At 74.2% G+C, this 21,180-nt stretch carries 14 protein-coding genes; 7 read left to right on the forward strand and 7 right to left on the reverse strand.

Annotated features, from left to right (window positions below; all coding sequences use genetic code 11):
• Positions 1–47 precede the first annotated feature (47 nt).
• Together D2L64_RS16025 and D2L64_RS16030 are read right to left on the reverse strand one after the other, a co-directional pair.
• Complete coding sequence (locus tag D2L64_RS16025; protein ID WP_119577329.1) at positions 48–3,071, reverse strand: Tn3 family transposase; 3,024 nt, start codon at positions 3,069–3,071, stop codon at positions 48–50.
• A 66-nt stretch (positions 3,072–3,137) separates the two neighbouring features.
• Entirely contained in the window at positions 3,138–3,722 is a 585-nt protein-coding gene (locus D2L64_RS16030) for a nitroreductase/quinone reductase family protein (RefSeq protein ID WP_199714558.1), read from the reverse strand.
• Between the two features lie 368 nt (positions 3,723–4,090).
• Between D2L64_RS16030 and D2L64_RS16035 the strand changes: the two genes are divergently transcribed.
• Complete coding sequence (locus tag D2L64_RS16035; protein WP_119577331.1) at positions 4,091–4,741, forward strand: LysE family translocator; 651 nt, start codon at positions 4,091–4,093, stop codon at positions 4,739–4,741.
• Between the two features lie 26 nt (positions 4,742–4,767).
• Here the strand turns inward: D2L64_RS16035 and D2L64_RS16040 are convergent, their stop codons facing one another.
• Complete coding sequence (locus D2L64_RS16040) at positions 4,768–6,876, reverse strand: beta-galactosidase (RefSeq protein ID WP_119577333.1); 2,109 nt, start codon at positions 6,874–6,876, stop codon at positions 4,768–4,770.
• A 492-nt stretch (positions 6,877–7,368) separates the two neighbouring features.
• Here D2L64_RS16040 and D2L64_RS16045 point away from each other — a divergent pair, with 492 nt between their 5' ends.
• From D2L64_RS16045 to D2L64_RS16070, 6 genes are all read left to right on the forward strand, one after another.
• Positions 7,369–8,586: an ROK family transcriptional regulator gene (locus tag D2L64_RS16045; RefSeq protein WP_119577455.1), complete on the forward strand. Its 1,218-nt coding sequence runs from the start codon at positions 7,369–7,371 to the stop codon at positions 8,584–8,586.
• Positions 8,587–8,815: 229 nt separating this feature from the next.
• Positions 8,816–11,260 carry a glycoside hydrolase family 3 C-terminal domain-containing protein gene (locus D2L64_RS16050; RefSeq protein ID WP_119577334.1) on the forward strand — a complete coding sequence of 815 codons (2,445 nt, stop codon included), beginning with the start codon at positions 8,816–8,818 and terminating at the stop codon, positions 11,258–11,260.
• A complete protein-coding gene (locus D2L64_RS16055; protein WP_119577336.1) occupies positions 11,257–12,336 on the forward strand; it encodes a LacI family DNA-binding transcriptional regulator in 1,080 nt (359 codons plus the stop codon). The genes D2L64_RS16050 and D2L64_RS16055 overlap by 4 nt, the downstream gene beginning before the upstream one ends.
• Positions 12,333–14,558, forward strand: coding sequence for a glycosyl hydrolase family 95 catalytic domain-containing protein (locus tag D2L64_RS16060; protein ID WP_119577457.1), 2,226 nt, complete (start codon positions 12,333–12,335; stop codon positions 14,556–14,558). Before D2L64_RS16055 ends, D2L64_RS16060 begins: the two co-directional genes overlap by 4 nt.
• Positions 14,559–14,570: 12 nt before the next feature.
• A complete protein-coding gene (locus D2L64_RS16065) occupies positions 14,571–15,707 on the forward strand; it encodes a hypothetical protein (RefSeq protein ID WP_119577338.1) in 1,137 nt (378 codons plus the stop codon).
• 258 nt (positions 15,708–15,965) lie between these two features.
• Complete coding sequence (locus tag D2L64_RS16070) at positions 15,966–16,307, forward strand: RNA polymerase-binding protein RbpA (protein ID WP_046564157.1); 342 nt, start codon at positions 15,966–15,968, stop codon at positions 16,305–16,307.
• Positions 16,308–16,370: 63 nt separating this feature from the next.
• On the opposite strand, the gene D2L64_RS16075 is transcribed toward D2L64_RS16070, so the two are convergent.
• From D2L64_RS16075 to D2L64_RS16090, 4 genes are all read right to left on the reverse strand, one after another.
• Positions 16,371–16,904 carry an FxsA family protein gene (locus tag D2L64_RS16075; protein ID WP_119577340.1) on the reverse strand — a complete coding sequence of 178 codons (534 nt, stop codon included), beginning with the start codon at positions 16,902–16,904 and terminating at the stop codon, positions 16,371–16,373.
• Positions 16,905–16,989: 85 nt separating this feature from the next.
• Positions 16,990–17,799 (reverse strand): polyprenol monophosphomannose synthase, encoded by an 810-nt coding sequence (locus D2L64_RS16080; RefSeq protein ID WP_407663114.1) that lies wholly within the window; start codon positions 17,797–17,799, stop codon positions 16,990–16,992.
• Positions 17,800–17,829: 30 nt separating this feature from the next.
• Positions 17,830–19,464 (reverse strand): apolipoprotein N-acyltransferase, encoded by a 1,635-nt coding sequence (gene lnt / locus D2L64_RS16085; protein ID WP_119577342.1) that lies wholly within the window; start codon positions 19,462–19,464, stop codon positions 17,830–17,832.
• 82 nt (positions 19,465–19,546) lie between these two features.
• Positions 19,547–21,127, reverse strand: a complete 1,581-nt coding sequence (locus D2L64_RS16090) for an FAD-dependent oxidoreductase (RefSeq protein WP_119577344.1) — start codon at positions 21,125–21,127, stop codon at positions 19,547–19,549.
• Positions 21,128–21,180 lie beyond the last annotated feature (53 nt).

The raw sequence follows: 21,180 nt of genomic DNA on the forward strand, positions 1-21,180 counted from the left end.
AGTATGACCGCAACCCCCGCCAGCAACGGCGGCTACCCGGGGCCGGCTCAGGCGAACTCCGCCGGACCGGGTAGGCGCAGCGGCCGGTAGCCGTCGGCGTCGAGCTGGGCGAGTTCGCCGTCGATGTCCACGGAGTGGGTGCCGTAGAAGTGCACATTGGCGTGGTGGGTGGGCCAGATGTGGGCGAGGACCTCGTCGTCGACCTGGCGGCCGCCGGTGCGCAGCGCGCCGACGGCGAGGCCGTGGTATTCGGTGGACCAGCAGACGATGGCGTTGGTGGCCAGGGTCAGGCACCACATCTGCTCGGTCTGCTGCTCGTGGTGCCGGCGGCGGATCGCGCCCTCACCGGCGTAGGCCAGGGAGCGGCGCAGGGCGTGCAGGTTTTCGCCCTTGTTCAACTGCCGGGCGATCCTGCGCCGGTAGGTCTCGTCAGCCAAGTACCGGGCCGCGTACACGGTGCGGCGCAGCGCCCCGTACTCCTTGATCGCCGAGGTGAGGGCGTTCTGCTGCCGCTTCGATGAGCACAGCTTCCCGACCACCAGGGCGGCGGTGGCGTGCCCGCCCTGCACCGAGGCGGCGACCCGCAGCAGGTCGTCCCACATGCTGACGATGAGGTCGGTGTTCAGCCGGCGGGTCAGCAGCGGGCCCGACCGCGGATACCGGGCCAGGACGTCGGCCTTCGCGCCCGTGCGGTAGAGGGTGATCTTCCCCAGGTCGCGGATGCGCGGCGAGAGCTGCTTGCCGACCAGGTCGAACAGGGCGAAGTTGGCCAGGGTGGCGCCGTGGGTGTCGGTGGCGTGCTCGAACGTCGGCAGGTCCGTGGCGTTGCCCAGCAGCCCGTCCAGGACGTAGTGCGACTCCGGGGCGGTGGCCACGATGACCTTCGTGTCGAACGTCGAGTGCTGATCGGAGACGTGGGTGTAGGTCGACACGCCCTGCCCGCGGGCGAAATACCGCGACAGGTGCCGCGCGGTGATGGACTTGCCCTTCACGGGAAACCGCTGCCCGTCGGATGACGACAGCGCCCCCGACCCGAACGCCCGGGTCAACGGCAGCCGGTGGTGGTAGTTCACCACCGCGGCGTTGGCCGCCTCCAGAGTCTCGGGTCGGAAGTACCACTCGGCGGTCCACGCGAGGACGTCGTACGGTACGCCGCAGGACTCGGCCATCGCGGACAGGCCCATGTTGGTGGCCTCGGCGATGATCACATACAGCAGGTTGCGCTTGAGCTCCGCCGGCCGGTTCACCTTCCCGCCCGCGTGCACCAGATGGTCGGTGAACCCGGTCCGCGCGTCGACCTCCACCAGCACCGACGCGAGAGGTAGGTGGGGCAGCATCGCGGCCAGCTCGGCGCGTAGCGCGTCGGCTTCGGCCGGTACGTCCTCGGCCGTCAACGGCGGGATGATCAGCTCCCCGTCGTCGGTGAGCCGCACCTCGCCCGGATCGCCCTTCGCCAGCTGGGTCTCCAGGTCGGCCAGGGCGGTATGCAGCTCCTCGTCGGCCTGTGCGAGGGCGTCGGCGGCGGCGGCCGGCTTGCCGACCAGGTGGCAGAACTCGGTGCGCTGCGGCGCCCACGCCTCAGCGGTCAGCAGGAACGACGCCGGGTCGGCGTACCGCCGCGACCCTGGCACGAACACATCACCGGAGCGCAGCCCATCGCGCAGGCCAATCAGCACCGCGATCTCCCAGTAGTGCCGATACTCGGTCACGTTCCCGGCCTCCGCCGCAGCGGCCAGGTACCCGGCCCACCTCGTGGGCACGAACCCCACCGGCGCCCCGGCCGGCACCTTCCGGGTCCCGGTCGCGTACAACTCTGCCAGCACCGCCACCGCCTGCAAGAGCTGCTCGGTGCCCGGCCCGCCGGCAAACCGCACCGCCGCCAGCACAGCCGGGGCGAACTGGCGCAGGTAGGTCATCGAGGCGTGCATCATCGCCAAATGCCCGTGATCACGCGGCAGCCGCTCACGTCGCTCGGTCCAGGCCGCGCGCATCCGCTCCATCCCGATCCGGCCGCGCAGCAGCCCACCGATCTGCTCATCACCCACTCCTGGGTCGAGCACGATGGTCAGGATTTCGTCGAGCAGGGCCTGCCGGTTCTCCCCACCCTTGGCGCGCTCCGCCAGGGCCTCGACGACCTTCTGCCGCGCGGCCGACTCACGTCCGGAGACGGCCTGGTCGAACAGAAGCAACGTCTCATCGAGGACATCAACGGCGGACTGGGCGAGCAGGGTCAACAGGATCGGATACCGCCGCTCCGGCTCGCGGCGCTGCAACGCCTGCCCGGTCAGCCGCCGCCCCACGCCGGCCAGGAACCGGCGACGCTCGGTCGGCAGCATCGACAAGTCCAGGGTGTGCGCGTCCAGGCGGCGCAGGTAGGCCAGCTTCTCCAGCTCCGCCTTCACCGCCGTCGGACTCGACGACGTCGGCCCCACCCCCAACCAGGCGAGAGGGGTGCGCCCGAGGTAGGCGTCGGGCACCAGCAGCAGGTCCAGCTCCGCCCGGCGACGGTCGGTCAGCAGATGCGCCACCCGCGTCCACGTCTCCGCCCGCGCCCGGGCCCGCGCCGTGGCCACGTGCTCCAGCAGGTGCACCACACCGGGCCGCACCACTCGCGATGAGATCAGATACTCACAGGCCAGCCGGAACAGCAGCTTCGGCGAGTCGTGCTCCATCGCCCGCGCGAACAGGAACTCGTCCAGGTCCTTCCACTCGGCGGTGTCCATCGCCCGCCACCCGCAGTACGCCACCACCTGCCGCAGATGATCCGTGCGGGTCTGCTCCCGCTCCCCGTAGCCGCGCAACTCGCCCATCGGCACACCCAGCCGCTGCGACAACCGGCCCACCACCGCCGCCGGCGCCGAGACCACCTCGTCCGGCACGAACCCCAACCACGGCAGCGTGCACAACTGCACCGCCGCGCCCAGCACGTTGCGGCCGGTCCGGAACTTCCGCAGGAACGCCTCGTCCGGGCCGGTCACCGTGAAGTAGCGGATCAACTCAGCCCGCGTGACCTCCGGGAACCCCCGAAGCCGCGCCAGCTCCTCCTCGGAGAACACATCCCGAGTCGCCACCCACCACCGCCCGCACATCGACCGTCACCGAACGGACGGCACGCTACGGGTCACCCACCACGAAGATCAATGGACCTTAGCGTTGGTTTTTCGCTGGAAGCTACGGACAGGCCCAGCTGGGCGCCCAGACCCGGCCCGGACCGGTCGACCTCGGCGCGGATCAGCGCCAACTCGCGCCGGAACGCATCGTGGACCATCTTCAGCGCCGCACCCCACGACGACGCCCGGGGCGGCCCGCCGGGCTGCTGGTAGAGCGCCACCACCGGGGATGGTCCGGGAGGTCTTCGCCTGGTAGTGGGCCCAGCCGGGGTCGGCCTCCACCGCGCGGGCGAAGAGCCGGTCGCGTTCGGCGCCGGTGAGCACCTGCGCGCGGGCCGGGTAGGTGAAGGTGCCGTCCTCGACGGTGACCTGCGGGTCGGCGACCAGGTTGCGGTACCACTGTGGGTGGTTGGCCGCCCCTGCGGCGGAGGCGATCACCAGGATTCGCTCCGCACCGTCGGGCAGGTACGCCACCGGGGTGGTGTGCCGGGCGCCGGTGCGCGCCCCGGTGGTGGTGAGCAGGACCAGGCGGGCACCTTCGAACGGGCCGCCGACCCGGCCGGCGTTGGCCCGGAACTCGTCGATGATCTGCTGGTTGAAGTCGTTTGGCATGTGCTGCTTTCTGCGTCGGGCAGGAGTGGGCCACGTCCGTCGCCGGTGGCCTCGGCGCAAGAGCGCACCGCAGACGGCGCGCGAGAACAGCAGACGGCGCGCGGAAGTCAGCACGCGAAGATGGCGCCAGGGCGGCGGGCCACGGGCCCACGCCCGGTTCACCGGCGGACCGGGTACCCCGTCCGCTTGTGGCCAATGGCCGACCCGGCAGTCACCCGACCGACACTAGTCAGTACGGGCGGTAGTGGCAACGGCGTGGGTCAGGCGGCGCGGCAGCGGTCGGGGAAGGGCGAGGGCATCGCGGCCGTGTTCGATCGGGACGGCATTGCCGCTAGGCTCGGTTCCGACTTCGGAGCGCGGGGCGGACGATGGTGAGTACGTCGGGTGTCGTCGGGATCGCACTGGTCGCCCTCGGCCTGGTGCTGACGCCCGGGCCGAACATGGTCTACCTGGTGTCGCGGTCGGTGACGCAGGGACGACGAGCGGGGATGATCTCGCTGCTCGGGGTGGCGGCGGGTTTCGCGGTCTACCTGGCCACCGCGGTGGCCGGTATCGCCACCGTGTTCGTGCTGGTACCGGCGCTGTACACGGCGGTGAAGCTGGCCGGTGCGGCGTACCTGCTGTGGCTGGCGTGGCAGGCGGTGCGCCCGGGCGGGCACTCGCCGTTCACCCCGACGCCGCTGCCACCGGACCCGACGCGGCGGCTGTTCACCATGGGGCTGGTGACCAACCTGCTCAACCCGAAGATCGCCATCCTGTACGTGTCGCTGTTGCCGCAGTTCATCGACCCGGCGCGCGGCAACGTGGCGGGGCAGAGCCTGCTGCTGGGGCTGACCCAGATCACGGTGGCGTTGACGGTGAACGCGTTGATCGTACTGACCGCCGGGGGCATCGCCGGGTTCCTGGGCCGGCGGCCGCTGTGGCTGCGGGTGCAGCGGATGCTGATGGGCACGGTGCTGGCGGCGCTGGCCGTCCGCATCGCCGCCGACCGTTCCCGGGCCGCGGTGGCGGCCGGCTGAGCTGCGGTGGCGGCCGGCTTGCGCGTTCAGTCGGGGTGCTCGCGCAGCACCGCGACGCCGCCGGGGCGCAGGAACACCGCGTCGTCGACGGTGGTGCCGGTGAGCAGTTCCTCGCCGCGTGTGCCGACCCGCTGTTCGCGGTGGGTGTGGTTGAGCAGGAACAACCAGCTGCGGTCGCCGTCGCGGCGGCGTACCGCCTCCACGCCCTCGGGTGCGGCCGGGCAGACGGGTGGGACACCGGCGGCTCGGGCGGCGGCGGAGAGCAGCCAGCGGTAGGTCTCGTCGTCGGGTCGGGTGGACAGGTACCAGGTGGTGCCGGCGCCGTACCGGTGGCGGGTGACGGCCGGCATGCCGTCGAGCACCCCACCGACGTACCCGCTGACCACGTCCGCTCCGGCCAGGCGCAGCGTCTCGGCCCAGATCCGGCCGGTGCCGCCGGCCGAGAGGGTGAGCTGTTCACCGTCGGCCAGCGGGTGGAACTCCTCGGCCCACACGCCGAGGACGTCGCGCAACGCGCCCGGGTAGCCGCCCAGCCGCACCCGGGCGTGTTCGTCGGCGACCCCGCTGAGGTAGGTGGCCAGCAGGTGTCCGCCACGGTGGACGTGTTCGCGTACCCAGTCGGCGGTCGCGTCGTCGACCAGGTACAGGGCGGGCAGTACGAGCAGCCGGTACCCGTCGAGCGGGTCACCGGGTACCACCATGTCGCAGCCGTAGCCGGCCTGCCACAGTCCCCGGTGCGCGGCGGTGGCCTCCGCGTGATGGTCGAGGCGGTCGGCCGGTAGGCCGGGATGGCGCAGCGCCCAGCCGCTGGCCGCGTCGACGGCGAGCGCCACCGACGCCTCGACGGTGCCGCGTACCTCGTTGAGCCGGTGCAGTGCGGCGCCGAGTTCGACCGTCTCGCGGAAGATTCGGGTGTCCGGCCCGGCGTGCGGGACGAGGGCGGAGTGGAAACGTTCGGCGCCGCCGGTGGGCGCCCGCCACTGGAAGAACATGGCGCCGTGCGAGCCGCGGGCGACGTGGGCGAGGCTGTGTCGCAGCATCCTGCCCGGTTCCTTGGTGTGCGAGCGGCCGGTGGTGTGGATCTGGTGGGCGGCGGTCTCCATCAGCAGCCAGGTGGCTTCGGGTGCGCCGCGGCGCACCGGGGCCTGGTCGGCCGGGTCGTCGCCGCCCGCCGTGGCGGAGGTCGGGGCAGCGGAGGTCGGGGCGCCGCTGGTCGAGGCGCCGCTGGTCGGGGCGTGCCGCGCGGCGGCGTGCCGGGCCCAGCCGCGCGCCAGGTCACCGACGAACGCGGTCTGCTCCTCGGCGCCGACGTCGACCGCCGACGGGTAGTGGTCGACGGCGACCAGGTCGACCTCGGTGGCCCAGCGGGCGTGGTCGACCGGTACCCAGTCGCCGAGGACGTAGTTGGTGGTGATCGGGATCGTGGGGTTCGCGGCGCGCAGCAGGTCGCGTTGCTCGGTGTACGCGGCGAGCAGGGTGTCGGACCAGAATCGGCGGAAGTCGAGCAGTTGACCCGGGTTGGCGAGGTACTGGGTGGCGCGGGGGGTGCTGATCTGCGTCCAGTCGGAGTAGTGCTGGCTCCAGAAGCTGGTGGCCCAGGCGTCGTTGAGGGTGTCCAGGTCGCCGTGGCGTACGGCCAGCCAGCGGCGGAACGCCCGGGCGGTGTGGTCGCAGTGGCAGGTGGTGCCGTACTCGTTGTGTACGCGCCAGAGCGCGACGGCCGGGTGGTGGGCGTAGCGGTCGGCGAGCGTGGCGGCGATCCGGCGGGCGGCCGCGCGGTAGGCGGGTGCGGCGGCGCAGTAGGTGTCCCGGCTGCCGTGGTGCAGCCGGACTCCCTCGGCGGTGACCGGCAGCGCGCCCGGGTGGGCGGTGGAGAACCACGGCGGCGGGGAGGCGGTGGGGGTGGCCAGGGCGACCCGGATGCCGCCGCTGTGCAGCAGGTCGAGCACCTGGTCGAGCCAGTCGAAGGTGTACCGGCCGGGGGCCGGTTCCAGTCGGGACCAGGCGAACACCCCGACCGTGACCAGGTTGACCCGGGCGCGGCGCATCAGCGCGACGTCCTGTGTCCATACCGACGGCGGCCACTGTTCCGGGTTGTAGTCACCGCCGTAGCAGAGCCGGTCGTCGCCCCACATGCCACCCACCCACCCATTTAGTTGGATAGGCATCCAAACTAGGGATCGGATTTACGCATGTCAACGTCGCCGATACTTCCGAGGTGGCCGCTTCGCATTGACAGTTCGTTGGGAAGTTAAAGAAACTGTCGGCACGCGAGGACGGGCGGCCGGTACTCGCCCCTGGTAGGCGTCGCCCGCCGACCAGGACCGGTCACCGCTCAACGGTGAGGCGGTGGCCGTCAGACCCGCGCGGGCCACCGCCCGCCGGCGGCTGACCGTCGCGTGCCGCGCCGGGTCTGGACGGAGCCGGGCGCGGCACGCGACGAGGGCGGCGCGGCCACGCGCCGCCCGGCCGGATAGCATTAGTTGGGTTTCCAATCGAATAGACCGATCGGCGACGATCCGTCCCACCAGGACACGTGCCGGCAGGCCGGCGGGCACCCGGTCCCGCCGGTGCGGTACGCGAAGATGGACGCGCGCCGCGACACCGGCGCAGGGAGCGGGCAGATCGTGATCAGCATCCACAACGAGCCGCAGCCGACCGACCTCGGCGACGTACGGGTCGCCAACCGGGCGGTCGTCCTTCGGCACGTACGCCGACACGCCCCCTGCTCCCGCGCGGACATCGCCGCCCGCACTGGCCTCAACAAGGCCACCGTCTCCAGCCTGGTCGGCGAGCTGATCGACCAGCGACTGATCCGGGAGACCGGGCTGACCGAGAACCGGGTCGGCCGGCCGGCGACGATGCTGATGCTCGACGGTGCGCCGTACGCCGCCCTGGGCCTGCAGATCGGCGCCGACGAACTGGTGGCCGTCGCCATCGACCTTGCCGGCAACCGGCTACTGACCTGGCGACGCGCCTTCACCGCCGGCACGGTCTCCCCCGCCGAGACCCTGCGCGCGCTCGCGGCGCTGGCCCGCCGGGCGATCGGCCGGGTCGGCGCGCAGGGCCGTACCGTGCTCGGCCTCACCGTCGGGGTGCCCGGGTTGGTCGACCCCACCGGGGCGGTGCCGTTGGCCACCGCCCTGGGCTGGCGCGACGTCTCCCTCGCCGCCGAGCTGCGCGCCGCACTGCGGGAACCGGACTTCGCCGTGGGCGTGGACACCGTCGCCAACCTCGCCGCCCTGGCCGAGCAGCGGCACGGCGGCTACGCCGACGGCGCCGACCTGGTGCACCTGACCGGCGGCACCACCATCGGGGCCGGCGTCATCGCCGACGGCCGGTTGCTGCGCGGCGGGCGCGGCTTCGCCGGCCAGATCGGCCACCTCTGCCTCGACCCGTCCGGGCCGGCCTGTGACTGCGGCACGCGCGGCTGCCTGAGCGCACTGGTCGGGCTGCCCGCGGTGGTGCGGCGGCTGCTGCCCGACGCCGAGGCCGACGGTCCGGTCACCGACTACCTGCCGGAGCTGGCCCGGATCGTGACCCTGGCCCGGCGCGACGACCCCGCGGTACGCGCCGGGCTGACCGAGATCGGCCGCCACCTCGGCCAGGGTGTCGCCGTCCTGGTCGACCTGCTCAACCCGGAGGTCGTGCTGCTCGGCGACCACCTGGGCACCCTCGCGCCCTGGCTGTTGCCGGCAGCCCGCTCCACGTTGGCCGCACGCGCCCACGCCCCGGGTGCCGGCGGCTGCCAACTGGCCGCCTCCACCCTGGACACCGCGGCGGCACTCGGCGGTGCCACCGCCGCACTGGCCACCGTCGAGGCAGGCCGGCCACCCACCCGCTGACCCACCCGCCGGTACCCGAGTCTTGACCGGACTCGGCGGGGGTGCCAACCTCGAAGCGAGCCGTCCCGTTCGGGCACCCGGGGCGGCTTGCTTTCCACGGATCGTCGAAGCGCTTCGCCAGCGTCCGGGCCGACGGCCGTCATCTCACCCTGACCCGCGATGCCGCTCGGCCATCCGTCGTCGAAGCGCTTCGACCTTCGGCGCGCCGGGCACTGGAAGGCGAACCACCATGAGCGACCACACCCTGCCCTCCGTTCACCACCGCGTCGACGATCTGCTCGCCCGGCTCACCCTGCCGGAGAAGATCGGCCTGCTGCACCAGTGGCAGGCCCCGGTACCCCGGCTCGACCTACCCGGCTTCCGGACCGGCACCGAGGCCCTGCACGGGGTCGCCTGGCTCGGCCCGGCCACCGTCTTCCCGCAGGTCATCGGCCTGGCCAGCAGCTGGAATCCCGAGCTGGTCCGCGCCGTCGGCACCGCCGTGGGCACCGAGGTACGCGCCAAGCACCAGGCCGACCCGCAGCGGGTCGGGCTCAACGTGTGGGCGCCGGTGGTCAACCCGCTGCGGGATCCGCGTTGGGGACGCAACGAGGAGGGCTGGTCCGAGGACCCCGGGCTGACCGGCCGGCTCGCCACCGCGTACGCCGAGGGGCTGCGCGGCGACCATCCGGACCGGCTGCGTACCGCCCCCACGGTCAAGCACTTCCTCGGCTACAACAACGAGACCGACCGGGCCACCACCTCCAGCGACCTGCCGCCCCGGGTGCTGCACGAGTACGAACTACCGGCGTTCCGCGCCCCCATCGCCGCCGGTGCGGCGGTCGCCGCGATGGCCTCCTACAACCTGGTCAACGGGGTACCCGCACACCTGAGCCCGCTGATCGCCGACGAGTTGCGCCGGTGGGCACCCGGCGAGGTACTCGTCGTCGGCGACGCGGGCGCGGTGACCAACCTCGCCGGCGTCCAGGGCCAGTTGCCCGACCAGGTCAGCGGGTTCGCCGCGGCGCTGCGCGCCGGCATCGACAGCTTCACCGAGGACGACACCGACGGCACGCCCACCCGCGAGCGGATCACCGAGGCACTGGACCGGGGGCTGATCGGCGTCGCCGACGTGGACCGGGCGGTACGCCGCATCCTCACCGTCCGACTGCGCCTGGGTGACCTGGACCCCGCCGACACCGACCCGTACGTCACCACCGCCGAGGTCCTCGACTGCCCGGCGCATCGTGACCTGGCCCGCCAGGCGGCCCGGCAGGGCGTGGTGCTGCTGCGCAACGACGGGCTGCTGCCACTGACCGGGCAACTCCGCATCGCCGTGCTCGGCCCACTCGCCGACACCGTGTACGAGGACTGGTACAGCGGCACCCTGCCGTACGCGGTGACCCTGCGCGACGCCCTGGCCGGGCGGGGCGAGCAGGTCACCACCCATCCGGGTATCGACCGGATCGTGTTGCGGGTGGCCGACGGGTACGTGCGCGGCCCGGCGGACGCCGACGGCGGGCCGTTGACCGTCGCCGCCGACGCCACCTGCTTCGACGTGTTCGACTGGGGTGGTGACGCGGTGGCGCTGCGGGCCGTCGACAACGGCCGGCACGTCGGCACCGACGACGACGGGCTGCTGGTCAACGACCGCAGCGGGCCGGGCGGCTGGGTGGTCCGGGAGACGTTCCGGTTCGTCCCGTGGCGCGACGGCACGGTGCTGCTGCGGCACCTGGCCACCGGCCGGTACGTCGCCGTCGACGGGGCCGGGCGGCTGCGGGCCGACGCGGACACGACCGAGGCCGCCACCGCCTTCGACGTCGAACTGGTCGCCGACGGTGCCGCCGAGGCCGCCGCGTTGGCCGCCGACGCCGACGTGGCGGTGGTGGCGTTGGGTAACCACCCCATGGTCAACGGCCGGGAGACCGAGGACCGGGTCGACCTGGCCCTGCCGGCCGGGCAGGAGGCGATGCTACGTGCCGTGTACGCCGCCAACCCGCGTACCGTGCTGGTGCTGACCAGCAGCTACCCGTACGCGATCGGGTGGGCGCAGGCGCACCTGCCGGCGGTGCTGTGGTCCTGCCACGGCGGGCAGGAACACGGCCGGGCCTTGGCCGACGTGCTGTTCGGCGACGCCGAGCCGGGCGGCCGACTCACCCAGACCTGGTACGCCGACGCCGCCGAACTGCCCGACCTGCTCGACTACGACGTGATCGGCGCCGACGCCACCTACCTGTACTACCGGGGTGATCCGCTGTACCCCTTCGGCCACGGGCTGTCCTACACCGACTTCGACTACACCGACCTGCGGTGCAGCGCCACCACCGCAACCGCCGGCGAGCAGGTCGAGGTGCGGGTGGAGGTCACCAACACCGGGACACGTCCCGGTACGGAGGTGGTGCAGCTCTACACCCGGCAGCGCCGCTCCCGGGTCAAGCAGCCCCTGCGGCAGCTGCGGGACTTCGCCCGGGTCACCCTCGCCCCCGGCGAACGGCGGACCGTCATGCTGCGCCTGCACACCGCCGAACTGGGCTGGTGGGACGCCGACCGGGGCGAACCGGTGGTGGAGGACGCCACCCACACCCTGCTGGTCGGGCGGTCCGCGACCGACGTGCGGCTGGTCGGCGCGGTGGCGGTACGCGCCGAACCGGCCAGCCGGCCGGCTCGGTTGTCCAGCGCGAGCGGCGCCCGGTGAGCGGGCGCGGCGGGCGGGTACCGTCCGGCCAGCCCACCATCTCCGACGTGGCCCGGCACGCCGGGGTGGCGGTCAGCACCGTGTCGTACGTGCTCAGCGGCAAACGGGCCATCTCGGAGCTGACCCGCAGCCGGGTACTGGCCAGCATCCGGCTGCTCGGCTACCACCCCAACGCCGGTGCCCGGGCGTTGGCCAGCCGACGAGCCAACGTGATCGCGCTGGTGCTGCCGCTGCGTTCGGGGATCCAGGTGCCGGTGGTGATGCAGTTCGCCACCGCCGTGGTGACCTCCGCCCGCCGTCACGACCACGACGTGCTGCTGCTCACCTCCGACGAGGGACCGGAGGGGCTGCACCGCATCGCCGCCGGTGCCCTGGTCGACGGGGTGCTGGTGATGGACGTGGAGTTGGACGACGTCCGGGTGCCGCTGCTGCGCGAGCTGGGGCGGCCCAGCGTACTCATCGGCGTACCCGCCGACACCCGCGCGTTGACCTGTGTGGACCTGGACTTCCACCGGGCCGGTCAGCTCTGCGTGGAGCACCTGGCCGGGCTCGGACACCGCCGGATCGCCCTGCTCGGCGCCCCGGCCGCCGTCTACGACCGGGGCACCGGCTTCGCGCACCGCACCCGCGCCGGAGTGTTGGCGGCGGCGGCCCGGCACGGCGTCGACGCGGTGGCGCTGCCGTGCGCGGAGAACGCCGCCGACGTGCAGCACCGGGTGGTCGGACTGTTCGCCCGGCACCCCGACGTCTCGGGCCTGATCGTGCAGAACGAGGCGGCGGTCGGGCCGGTGCAGGCCACCCTCGCCGCCCTGGGCCGCCGGGTGCCGCAGGACGTGTCGGTGGTGGCGGTCTGCCCGGACCAGTTTGCCGAACACGCCAATCCCCGGCTGACCTGCGTGCCGGTGCCCGCCGAGGAGATCGGCCGGCAGGCGGTGTCGCTGGTGATGCGCAAACTGCACGACGAACCGGTGCCGGAGGTCACCCTGCTGGCGCCGCAGTTGACCGTCCGCGAGAGCACGGCCACCGCCCCCGCCCGGCAGCCGGTGGCCGTCGACGGCCCGGCGGTGTGCGGGTGACCGGGCCACCGCACCGGATCTGGGACGACCAGCCGGCCGCGTGCTGGCAGGACGCGTTCCTGTCCGGCAACGGCGAGTACGGGATCATGGTGTACGGCCACCCGTACGCCGAACGCATCGTGGTCAACCACCACCGGTTCGTCCTGCCCAACGGCACCCGCGACGCCCGCCCACCGCAGCTGGCCGCGCTGCTGCCCCAGATCCGGGAGCTGATCCTCACCGGCCGGCGGGCCGAGGCGGGCCGGCTGCTCGCCGGTGACGGGCCGCTGCGGTGGACCCAGTCGTTCCATCCGGGGTTCGCCCTCACCGTCGACACCGACCGTGGGTCGCCGCCCCGGGACTACCGCCGCTACACCGACTTCGACACCGGCGAGGTGGTCGCGCAGTGGGCCGGTGGTGCCCGCCGCTCGTTCGTCTCCCGCGCCGACCGGCTGGTCGTCACCCACCTGGACCTGGGCGACTGTGTCCTCGGCGCGACCGGTGACCTGCCCGGCCGGCCCGAGCAGGTGCGTTACGCGGTGTCCGCCCACGAGCGCGACGGGCTGGTGTTCCTGCGGGTACGGGGCCGCTACCCGCGGGCCGACGGCGGGTACGGCTTCGAGGGGTTGACCCTGCTGCGCGGCGACGTCGAGGCCGACGGGGACCGGGTCCGGGTACGCGGTCCGGCGCTGGCGTTGACCGTGCTGGACCGGCCGGCGGCTGCCTGGCGTACCGGGGAGTTGACGCGCCGGCTGGTGGCACACCGCGACGCCCGCTACTGCGCGTTGCGGGCCCGGCACCTGACCCGGCACCGTGCCGCCTACCGGCGGGTCAGCCTGGACCTGGACGTGCCGGCGGCGCAGCGGGACCTGCCGGTCGGTGCGCTGCTGGCCCGGCAGGCGGCCGCACCGCACCTGCTGGACCGGGCCCTGCTGGAACGGCTGTTCCACGCCGGCCGGTACCTGCTGCTCAGTGCCAGCGGGGTGCTGCCGCCCCGGTTGACCGGCCTGTGGCTGGGTTCGTGGGACGCCGCCTGGGCGGGTGACTTCACCACGGACGCGAACCTGAACCTGCAACTGGCCGCCGCGAACCTCACCGCCCTGCCGGAGGTCACCGACGCCCACGCCCGGCTGGTCGGCGCCCAGGTCGACGACTGGCGGCGCAACGCCCGCGCGATCTTCGGGACGCGGGGTCTGCTGGCACCCAGCCGCACCGACGGCGAGCACGGGCACCTGTTCCACCGGCATCCCGACTGGCCGTTCACCGCGTGGCTGCCCGGCGCCCACTGGCTGCTGTTCCCCCTCTACGAGCGGCACCTGGTGACCGGGGAGCCGTTGGGTGAGGTGGCCGGTTGGCTGGTGGAGGTGGCCGAGTTCTTCGCCGACTTCCTGACCGTCACCGCCGACGACGGCACGCTGGTGTTCGTCCCGTCGTACTCGGCGGAGACCGGTCCGCTGGACGCCGACGGGGTGGCGGTACCGGCGGCGGTGAACGCCACCATGGACATCGCCGCGGCCCGGCACGCCTTCACCGTCGCCGCCGCGGTGACCGGCCAGCACCGGTGGATCGAGTTGCTGGCCCGGCTGCCGGCGTACCGCCTGGACGAGGCGGGGGCGTTGGCCGAGTGGGCCTGGCCCGGCTACCGCGGCGACGACGGGCACCGGCACGTCAGCCACCTGTACCCGGTCTGGCCCCTCGACGAGATCAACCCGGACGACACCCCGCGGCTGGCGGCCGCCGCGCACCGGGCGTTGTGCCGCCGCGGCGACGAGGACCTGTCGGCCCACGGCAGCCTGCACCGGGCGTTGGCCGCCGCCCGGCTGCGCGACGGGCCGCTGGTCGCGGCGAACCTACTCAAGATCGTTGGCCGGGACATGTTCTTCCGGTCCCTGATGAGCGCCCACAACCCGGGACGGGTCACCTACAACGCCGACGCCGCGCACACCCTGCCGGCGGTGCTGGTCGAGTCCCTGGTGCAGGGCCGACCGGGCCGGTTACGGCTGCTGCCGGCACCACTGCCCGGGCTGCCCACCGGCACGCTGCGCGGCGTCACCTGCCCGGGGCGGGTGACCGTCACCGAGTTGACCTGGCGCCCGGGTGCGGTATGGGCCCGGCTGTGCTCGCCGGTGCCGCAGCGGCTGCGGGTCACCGCCCCGTTCGGCGCGACCATCGTGGACCTGCCCGCCGGTGCGCCGACGACGGTGGAGTTCACCGCGAACGGGCCGCCCGGATGGGCGCACTAGACTTCCGCTGCGATGGACCTGCAGCCCGCCACCGACATCCGCCCCTGCGCCCACTGCGGACGCGACGTGCCGCAACGTGCCGGCGCGGGCCGCCCGTTCCGGTACTGCCGGGACAACGACGGCGCCTGCCAGCGCGCCTCCCGCAACAGCCGGATGCGGCACCGCAACGCGCCCGGCCTACCCGGCCAGGTGGCCCGCACCTGGGAGGCGGTGGACCGGCTCGACCAGATCGTGACCACGCTGACCGAGGCGCTGCACGCCGAGTTGTCGCCGGCCGGGGTGGAACGGCAACTGGCCGAGGTCCGAGCGGAGACGGCCGGCGCGGTCGCCGCGGCGCAGACCGAACGCGACGAGGCGCTGCGCGCGGCCGAGGACGCCGCCGCGCGGGCCGAACGGGACCGCCGGCAGGCGCAGGTCGCGGTCGCCGAACGCGACGCCGCCCGCGCCGACGCGGACCGGGCCGGGCAGCAGGCGACCGCCGCCGACGAGCGCGCCGCGGCCGCGGCCGCGGCCCGGGACGAGGCTTCGCGGGCCACGGCCGCCGCGCAGGCACTGCACGCGCAGGCCGAGTCCGACCGGGACGCCGCCCGCGCGCAGTTGGCCACGGTGCGGGCCGACCTGGACGCCGAACGTCGCCGCGCCGCCGAGCTGGGCGCCGAACGGGACACCGCCCGCGTCGAGGCCCGCCGCGCCGAGCAGGTCGCCGCCGACGCCGCCGGCCGGGTCGAACAGCTACAGACCGAGCTGGCACGGTGTGGCTCGGAGCTGGCCCGGTCGCAGGCCGAGGTGGCGCGGCTGCGGGGGGACAACGAGCAGGTCCGGGCCGACGCCGAGCGGGCCGCCACGCAGGCCGAGGCGGCGCGGGTACGGGCCGAACAGGCCGAGGCGGCCCGCGCGCACGCCGCCGCCGAACGGGACCAGGCGCGGACGGTGGCCCGTGAGCGGGCCGACGACCTGGCGGCGGTGACCGCCGAGGTGCGCGAGCTGCGCGTCGAGGTGACCGCCGCGCAGGCGCAGGCCGCGCAGTTGACGGCCCGGCTGCACGCCGCCGAGTCCGATCGCGACGAGGCCCGGCAGCGGGTCGCGCAACTCGCCGGCCAGGTCGGTGACCTGGCCACCGCCCTGGCGCGGCTCACGCCGGGCCGCTGACCAGGGCCACCCGCCCCCGGCGTGGCGCGGCCCGAACGGCCCGCACCCGGCGGCGGCCGGTTACCATGGTCCGCTGGCGGTGACGGTCCGCCGCGACGACCCGGCCGGGACGAGCCCGCCGGGCGTACACCATGGCCAGCTACCCTTGTCTGCGTATCCCGCGGCAGCGGGCCGGCGCGACGTGGCCGCGGGAATGCCCCGGCCGGGGCGGACCGTTGCACCGACAGGACCAGCACCACCGAAGAGGGGAAGTCGATCATGGGCGAGCGTATGCTGCGCGGTAGCCGACTGGGCGCGGTCAGCTACGAATCCGACCGCAACACGGAGCTCGCGCCCCGGCAGACCCGCGAGTACCTGTGCGCCAAGGGCCACCAGTTCGAGGTGCCGTTCGCCGTCGACGCCGAGGTGCCGACCACCTGGGAGTGCAAGTTCGACGGCAGCGTCGCCCGGCTGGTCGACGGCAGCGAGCCGGAGCAGAAGAAGGCCAAGCCGCCGCGTACCCACTGGGACATGCTCCTGGAGCGGCGGTCGATCGCCGAGCTGGAGGACATCCTCGCCGAGCGGCTGCAGGAGGTTCGGACCCGCCGCGGTCGCGCCTGACCGAACGACGACGGCGCCCCCGGAAGATGACTTCCGGGGGCGCCGTCGTCGTTCGTGGGCCGGTCAGCGTGGTTCGACGATCTCACCCTCGATGGCCCGGCCGGCGTCGGCCGCAGGCGGCGGGCTCGCCGGTTCCGGCCGCGGGGCCTCACCCGTCGGCTGCTGCGGCGCACCCCGGTACACCCGCACCCGACGCGGCCCGAACAGGTCACTGGCGGCCATCGACGACATCCGGCGCTCACTGGCCCGTTGCATCCCGGTACTGGCCAGAGTACGCACCGGCGGCACCAGCAGCACCACACCCACCAGGCCACTGACCAGACCCGGCGTCGCCAGCAGCAGCGCACCGAGCAGACCCACCAGACCGTCGGTCACCTGACGACCCGGCGGGCGACCGGACTGCGCCGCGTCGCGGAACCCACGCCAGGCGCGGATCCCCTCCCGCCGCAGCAGCACCATCCCCAGCAGCGAGGCCGCGAACACCAACAGTGTCGCCGCGCCGAAGCCGATCACCCGGCCCACCAGCACGAACACGGCCAGCTCCGCGGCCACGGAAACCAGCAGGGCCAACGGTACGAACCTCAGTGCCCGGCGCATATCACCCCATCCGCCTCACGGCGTGTCGTCCTACGGCCCGCCCGGCGGGCCAGCCGTCGTACCTCCAAGCATGACACGACCCGGCTCAGGGCCACCGTGCCTGCCCGGCCGTGGCCGCCCGCCAACCCCGCCGCATCGCACCCCGACGGTCCCGCACCGCCCAGCCGGTGATCCGCCACAACGCCTCGGCCACGATCAGCGGGCTCATCTTGCTGTCCCCGCGTTCCCGTTCGGCGAAGGTGATCGGCACCTCCACGATCCGGGCACCGGCCCGGTGCGCCAGGCGGGACAACTCCACCTGGAACGAGTAGCCCTGCGAGCACACCGAATCCAGATCCAGGGCGTCCAGCACGGTCGACCGGTAGACCCGGTAGCCGCCGGTGGCGTCGGCCACCGGCATGCCCAGCGCCAGCCGCGCGTACAGGTTGCCGCACCGCGACAGCAGCAGCCGCCGCAGCGGCCAGTTGACCACCCGCGCGCCCCGCGTCCACCGCGAACCGATCACCACGTCGGCGTGCGCGGCGGCGGCCAGCAACGCCGGCAGGTCCTCCGGGGCGTGCGAGCCGTCGGCGTCCATCTCCACCACCGCGTCGAAACCCCGCCGCCGGGCCCACCCGAACCCGGCCAGGTACGCCGCACCGAGCCCCTGCTTGCCCTCCCGGTGCAGCACGTGCACCCGCCGGTCGGCGCGGGCCAGGTCCTCGGCGATGGCACCGGTGCCATCGGGGCTGTTGTCGTCGGCGACGAGCACCTCGACCTGGGGTGCGGCCGCACGGACCCGGCCGACGATCGCCGCCACGTTGTCGGCCTCGTTGTACGTCGGGATGACCACCAGTACCCGGCCCACCCCGGGCACCCCGGTCACCGTCGGACGGATGTCGGTCCTCTGCACCACCGCTGCCCCCCCTCGTGCCGGCGCGTGGATCTAGCCGGGCCGGGCACCCGTACGGCGGCGCAGCACCGCCGCACCGGCCAGTGCCGCCACCGCCAGGGCGGCCAGCAGCACCTCCGGCAACACACCGACCCGGGTGGCCAGCGTGCGCCCCTGCGTCAGCGGCAGCTGCCGTACCACCACCGCGCGGGTGTTGAACCCGGTCGCATCGCTTACCCGCCCGTCGGGGGAGACGAACCCGGACACGCCGACCGTGGAGGCCATCAACGCCGGCCGGCCGTGCTCCACCGCCCGCAGCCGCACCATGGCCAACTGCTGGCGGGCCTCCGCCACGTCGAAGGTGGCGTTGTTGGTCTGCACCACCAGCAGCTGCGCCCCACCGATCACGGTGTCGCGGACCAGCCCGTCGTAGGCGACCTCGAAGCAGATCACGTCACCGAGCACCACCGCCGGGGTACGCACCACCCCCGGCTCGGTGCCGGCGACGAAGTCGGCGCGGACCCGGTCGACCTGCTTGCTCACCATCCGGGCGATGTTCCGCAGCGGCACGTACTCGGCGAACGGCACCGGATGCCGCTTGATGTACAGCTGCTCCAGGTCCGGGCCGCTACCCGGACGCCACAGCAGCCCCGCGTTGCGCACCTGCCCCTGCTCGGGACCGGACAGCACCGCGCCGACCAGGATCGGCACCCCGACGGCGTCGGCGGCGGCGGAGATCCGGGCACCGGCGGCCGGGTTACGCAGCGGGTCGATGTCGCTGGCGTTCTCCGGCCACACCACCAGGTCCGGTCGGGGCCGGGCCCCGGCGGCGACCTCACCGGCGAGTTCGATGGTGGCGTTGACGTGGTTGTCGAGCACCGCCTGCCGTTGGGCGTTGAAGTCCAGCCCGAGCCGCGGCACGTTGCCCTGCACGATCGCCACCGTGACGTGCTGCCCGCCGGCGGGCGCCGCCAACGGCACCAGCAGGCCACCGGTGAGCAGCAGCACCACGACCGCACCGGCACCGGCGGCCGGCGCCCACCACCGGTCGCCGCTGCCCCGCCGGGCCTGGGCCAGCCACCAGACACCGGCCACGAGCAGCCCACCGGTCAACGCCACCGCGAAGGTCACCAGCGGCGCGCCGCCGAGCGCGGCCAACCGCAGCAGCGGCGACTCGTCCTGCGCGAACGCCAGCCGCCCCCACGGGAACCCACCGAACGGGGTGCGGTCGCGCAGCGCCTCCTGCCCCACCCACAGCACCCCGGTCAGCGGCGGCCACAGCGCCGGGATCCGGTCGGCCAGCGGCGACACCCACGCCGTGGCGGTGCCCAACAGCGCCAGGTAGCCGGCCTGCAACAGGAACAGCAGCAGCCACGGCAGGTAGCCGGTGTGCAGGTTCGTCCACGCCAACAAGGGCGCGAACAGGGCCACCCCGGTCAGGAAACCCAGCCCGGCGCCGGCCCGCAGCCGCCGCCGGTGGGTGGCGGCGGCCAGTAGCGCCACCCCCACCGGCGCCAGCGGCCACCACCCGTACGGTGGGAACGCCAGCAGCAGCGCCAGCCCGGCGGCGACCGCTATCGGCACGGCCACCGGCAGCCGCAGCGGCCGTGGGGCGGGTTCGGGACGCCCGGGCGCGGTCGGCGCGGCGGCGGGGTCCACGGTCGGTGCGGGCGAGTCGGGGGCGATCACGCGCCGAAGGCTACCTGGCCGTCACCGCCGTGCGCGCCACCGGCCGCCGGGGCCGACTCGGCGGCTGCCGGGCGTGGCGGGTTCACCGGCGGCGGGCCACCAGCACCGCGTCGTGGATCACCACCTCGCGGCCCTGTGGATCCAGGCCCGGCCGCGGCCGGGCCTGCGCCACCAGCACCTCGAACCGCCCGGCGGGCAACTCCTCGGCCACCTGCTCGGCGGTGAACATCATCTCCGGGAAGTGCATCCGGCGGGCCGTGGTGCGCAGGTCCCACGGGTGATGCCCGACGATCAGCAGCCGCCCACCGGGGGCCACCGCCGCGGCCAACCGGGCGAACACCTCCCGCCGCGGCTGCGTCGGCAGGTGCAGGAACTGCGCCGACACCAGGTCGTACGCGGCCGGCGCCGGCGACCACCGCAGCAGGTCCGCGTGGGTCCACTCGATCAGCTCGGCGACCTGCGCACCGGCGGCCCGGGCGTGTTCCGCGGCCCGCCGCAGCGCGGTGGCGGAGATGTCCACCCCGGTGACCCGCCAGCCCCGCCCGGCCAACCACACCGCGTCGGCGCCCTCACCACTGCCCACGTCCAGGGCCCGCCCCGGCGGCAGGCCGTCGACCTCGGCGACCAACTGCGGATTGGCCTGCCCGCTCCACACCGCCGGCCGGGACTGGTAGCGGTGCTCCCACGCCGCCTCGGTGAACATCGTCTTCTGCTGCCGCCGGTAGGCGGCCACCGCCTCGCGGGTCTCCTCCGCCATCAGATCCGCGTTGATCGCCGCACCGGCCGTCACACCGGCCGCGGCGGCCCCGATCACCTGCGCGGCCACGTCGGTGACGTTGCCGGCCACCCACACCCCCGGCACCGCCGTGGCGCCGGTCGGGTCGGCCGGCACCTGCCAGCCGACCGGATGACCGCCCAGCTGTGCCTCGACCGGCGGCAACCCCAACGACTCCAGCAACGTCGACCGGGCCGTCACGCGTGGGGCCACCACCAGCGCGTCCAACTCCACCCGTTCACCGGAGGCCAGCCGCACCCCGGTGAGCCGGTCGTCGACCACCTCCACCTCGGCCACCGGGCCGGGCACCACCGTCACCGCGCGGGCGGCGAGCCGCTCGGCCTGCTCGGCGTCGGGTGCCGGCCCGTCGTGCAGCAGGAGCAGCACGTGCGGGCTCCACTGCCGCCACAGCTGCGCCTGGTGAACCGCCAGCGGCCCGGTGGCCAGCACCCCGATCCGCCGGTCGGCCACCTCCCGCCCATGGCAGTACGGGCAGTGCAGCACGTCCCGACCCCACCGCTGGGTCAACCCGGGCACCTCGGGCAGTTCGTCGACAAGTCCCGTGGTGACCAGCAGCCGCCGGGCCCGCACGGTCGGCCGCCCGTCGACGGTGACCAGGAAACCGTCCGGTGCGCCCGCGACGGCGTCGACCCGGCCGGTGACGATCCGCCCGCCGTAGCCGGTCACCTCACCCCGCCCGACGGCCAGCAGTTCCGCCGGCGGGATGCCCTCCCGCCCGAGGTAGTTGTGCACCCCGTCGGCGGGGGCGTTGCGCGGCTCACCGGCATCGACCACCAGCACCGAGCGGCGGGCCCGGGCCAGCGTCGCGGCCCCCGCCAACCCGGCGGCACCGCCGCCGACCACCACCACGTCGTACTCGTCGTCCATCCCGTGCCCCCTTGTCGGTTCGTCCCGCCACACGCTGCCCCGACCAGCACAGG

The organism is Micromonospora radicis (assembly GCF_003583405.1).
Classification (GTDB): domain Bacteria; phylum Actinomycetota; class Actinomycetes; order Mycobacteriales; family Micromonosporaceae; genus Micromonospora; species Micromonospora radicis.

What these genes read in the sequence shown, in the direction of transcription:
- D2L64_RS16030 (WP_199714558.1), bottom strand. Translation starts at nt 3,722, where the DNA reads ATGCCAAACGACTTCAACCAGCAGATCATCGACGAGTTCCGGGCCAAC.
- D2L64_RS16035 (WP_119577331.1), top strand. Translation starts at nt 4,091, where the DNA reads ATGGTGAGTACGTCGGGTGTCGTCGGGATCGCACTGGTCGCCCTCGGC.
- D2L64_RS16040 (WP_119577333.1), bottom strand. Translation starts at nt 6,876, where the DNA reads ATGTGGGGCGACGACCGGCTCTGCTACGGCGGTGACTACAACCCGGAA.
- D2L64_RS16050 (WP_119577334.1), top strand. Translation starts at nt 8,816, where the DNA reads ATGAGCGACCACACCCTGCCCTCCGTTCACCACCGCGTCGACGATCTG.
- D2L64_RS16065 (WP_119577338.1), top strand. Translation starts at nt 14,571, where the DNA reads ATGGACCTGCAGCCCGCCACCGACATCCGCCCCTGCGCCCACTGCGGA.
- D2L64_RS16070 (WP_046564157.1), top strand. Translation starts at nt 15,966, where the DNA reads ATGGGCGAGCGTATGCTGCGCGGTAGCCGACTGGGCGCGGTCAGCTAC.
- D2L64_RS16075 (WP_119577340.1), bottom strand. Translation starts at nt 16,904, where the DNA reads ATGCGCCGGGCACTGAGGTTCGTACCGTTGGCCCTGCTGGTTTCCGTG.
- D2L64_RS16090 (WP_119577344.1), bottom strand. Translation starts at nt 21,127, where the DNA reads ATGGACGACGAGTACGACGTGGTGGTGGTCGGCGGCGGTGCCGCCGGG.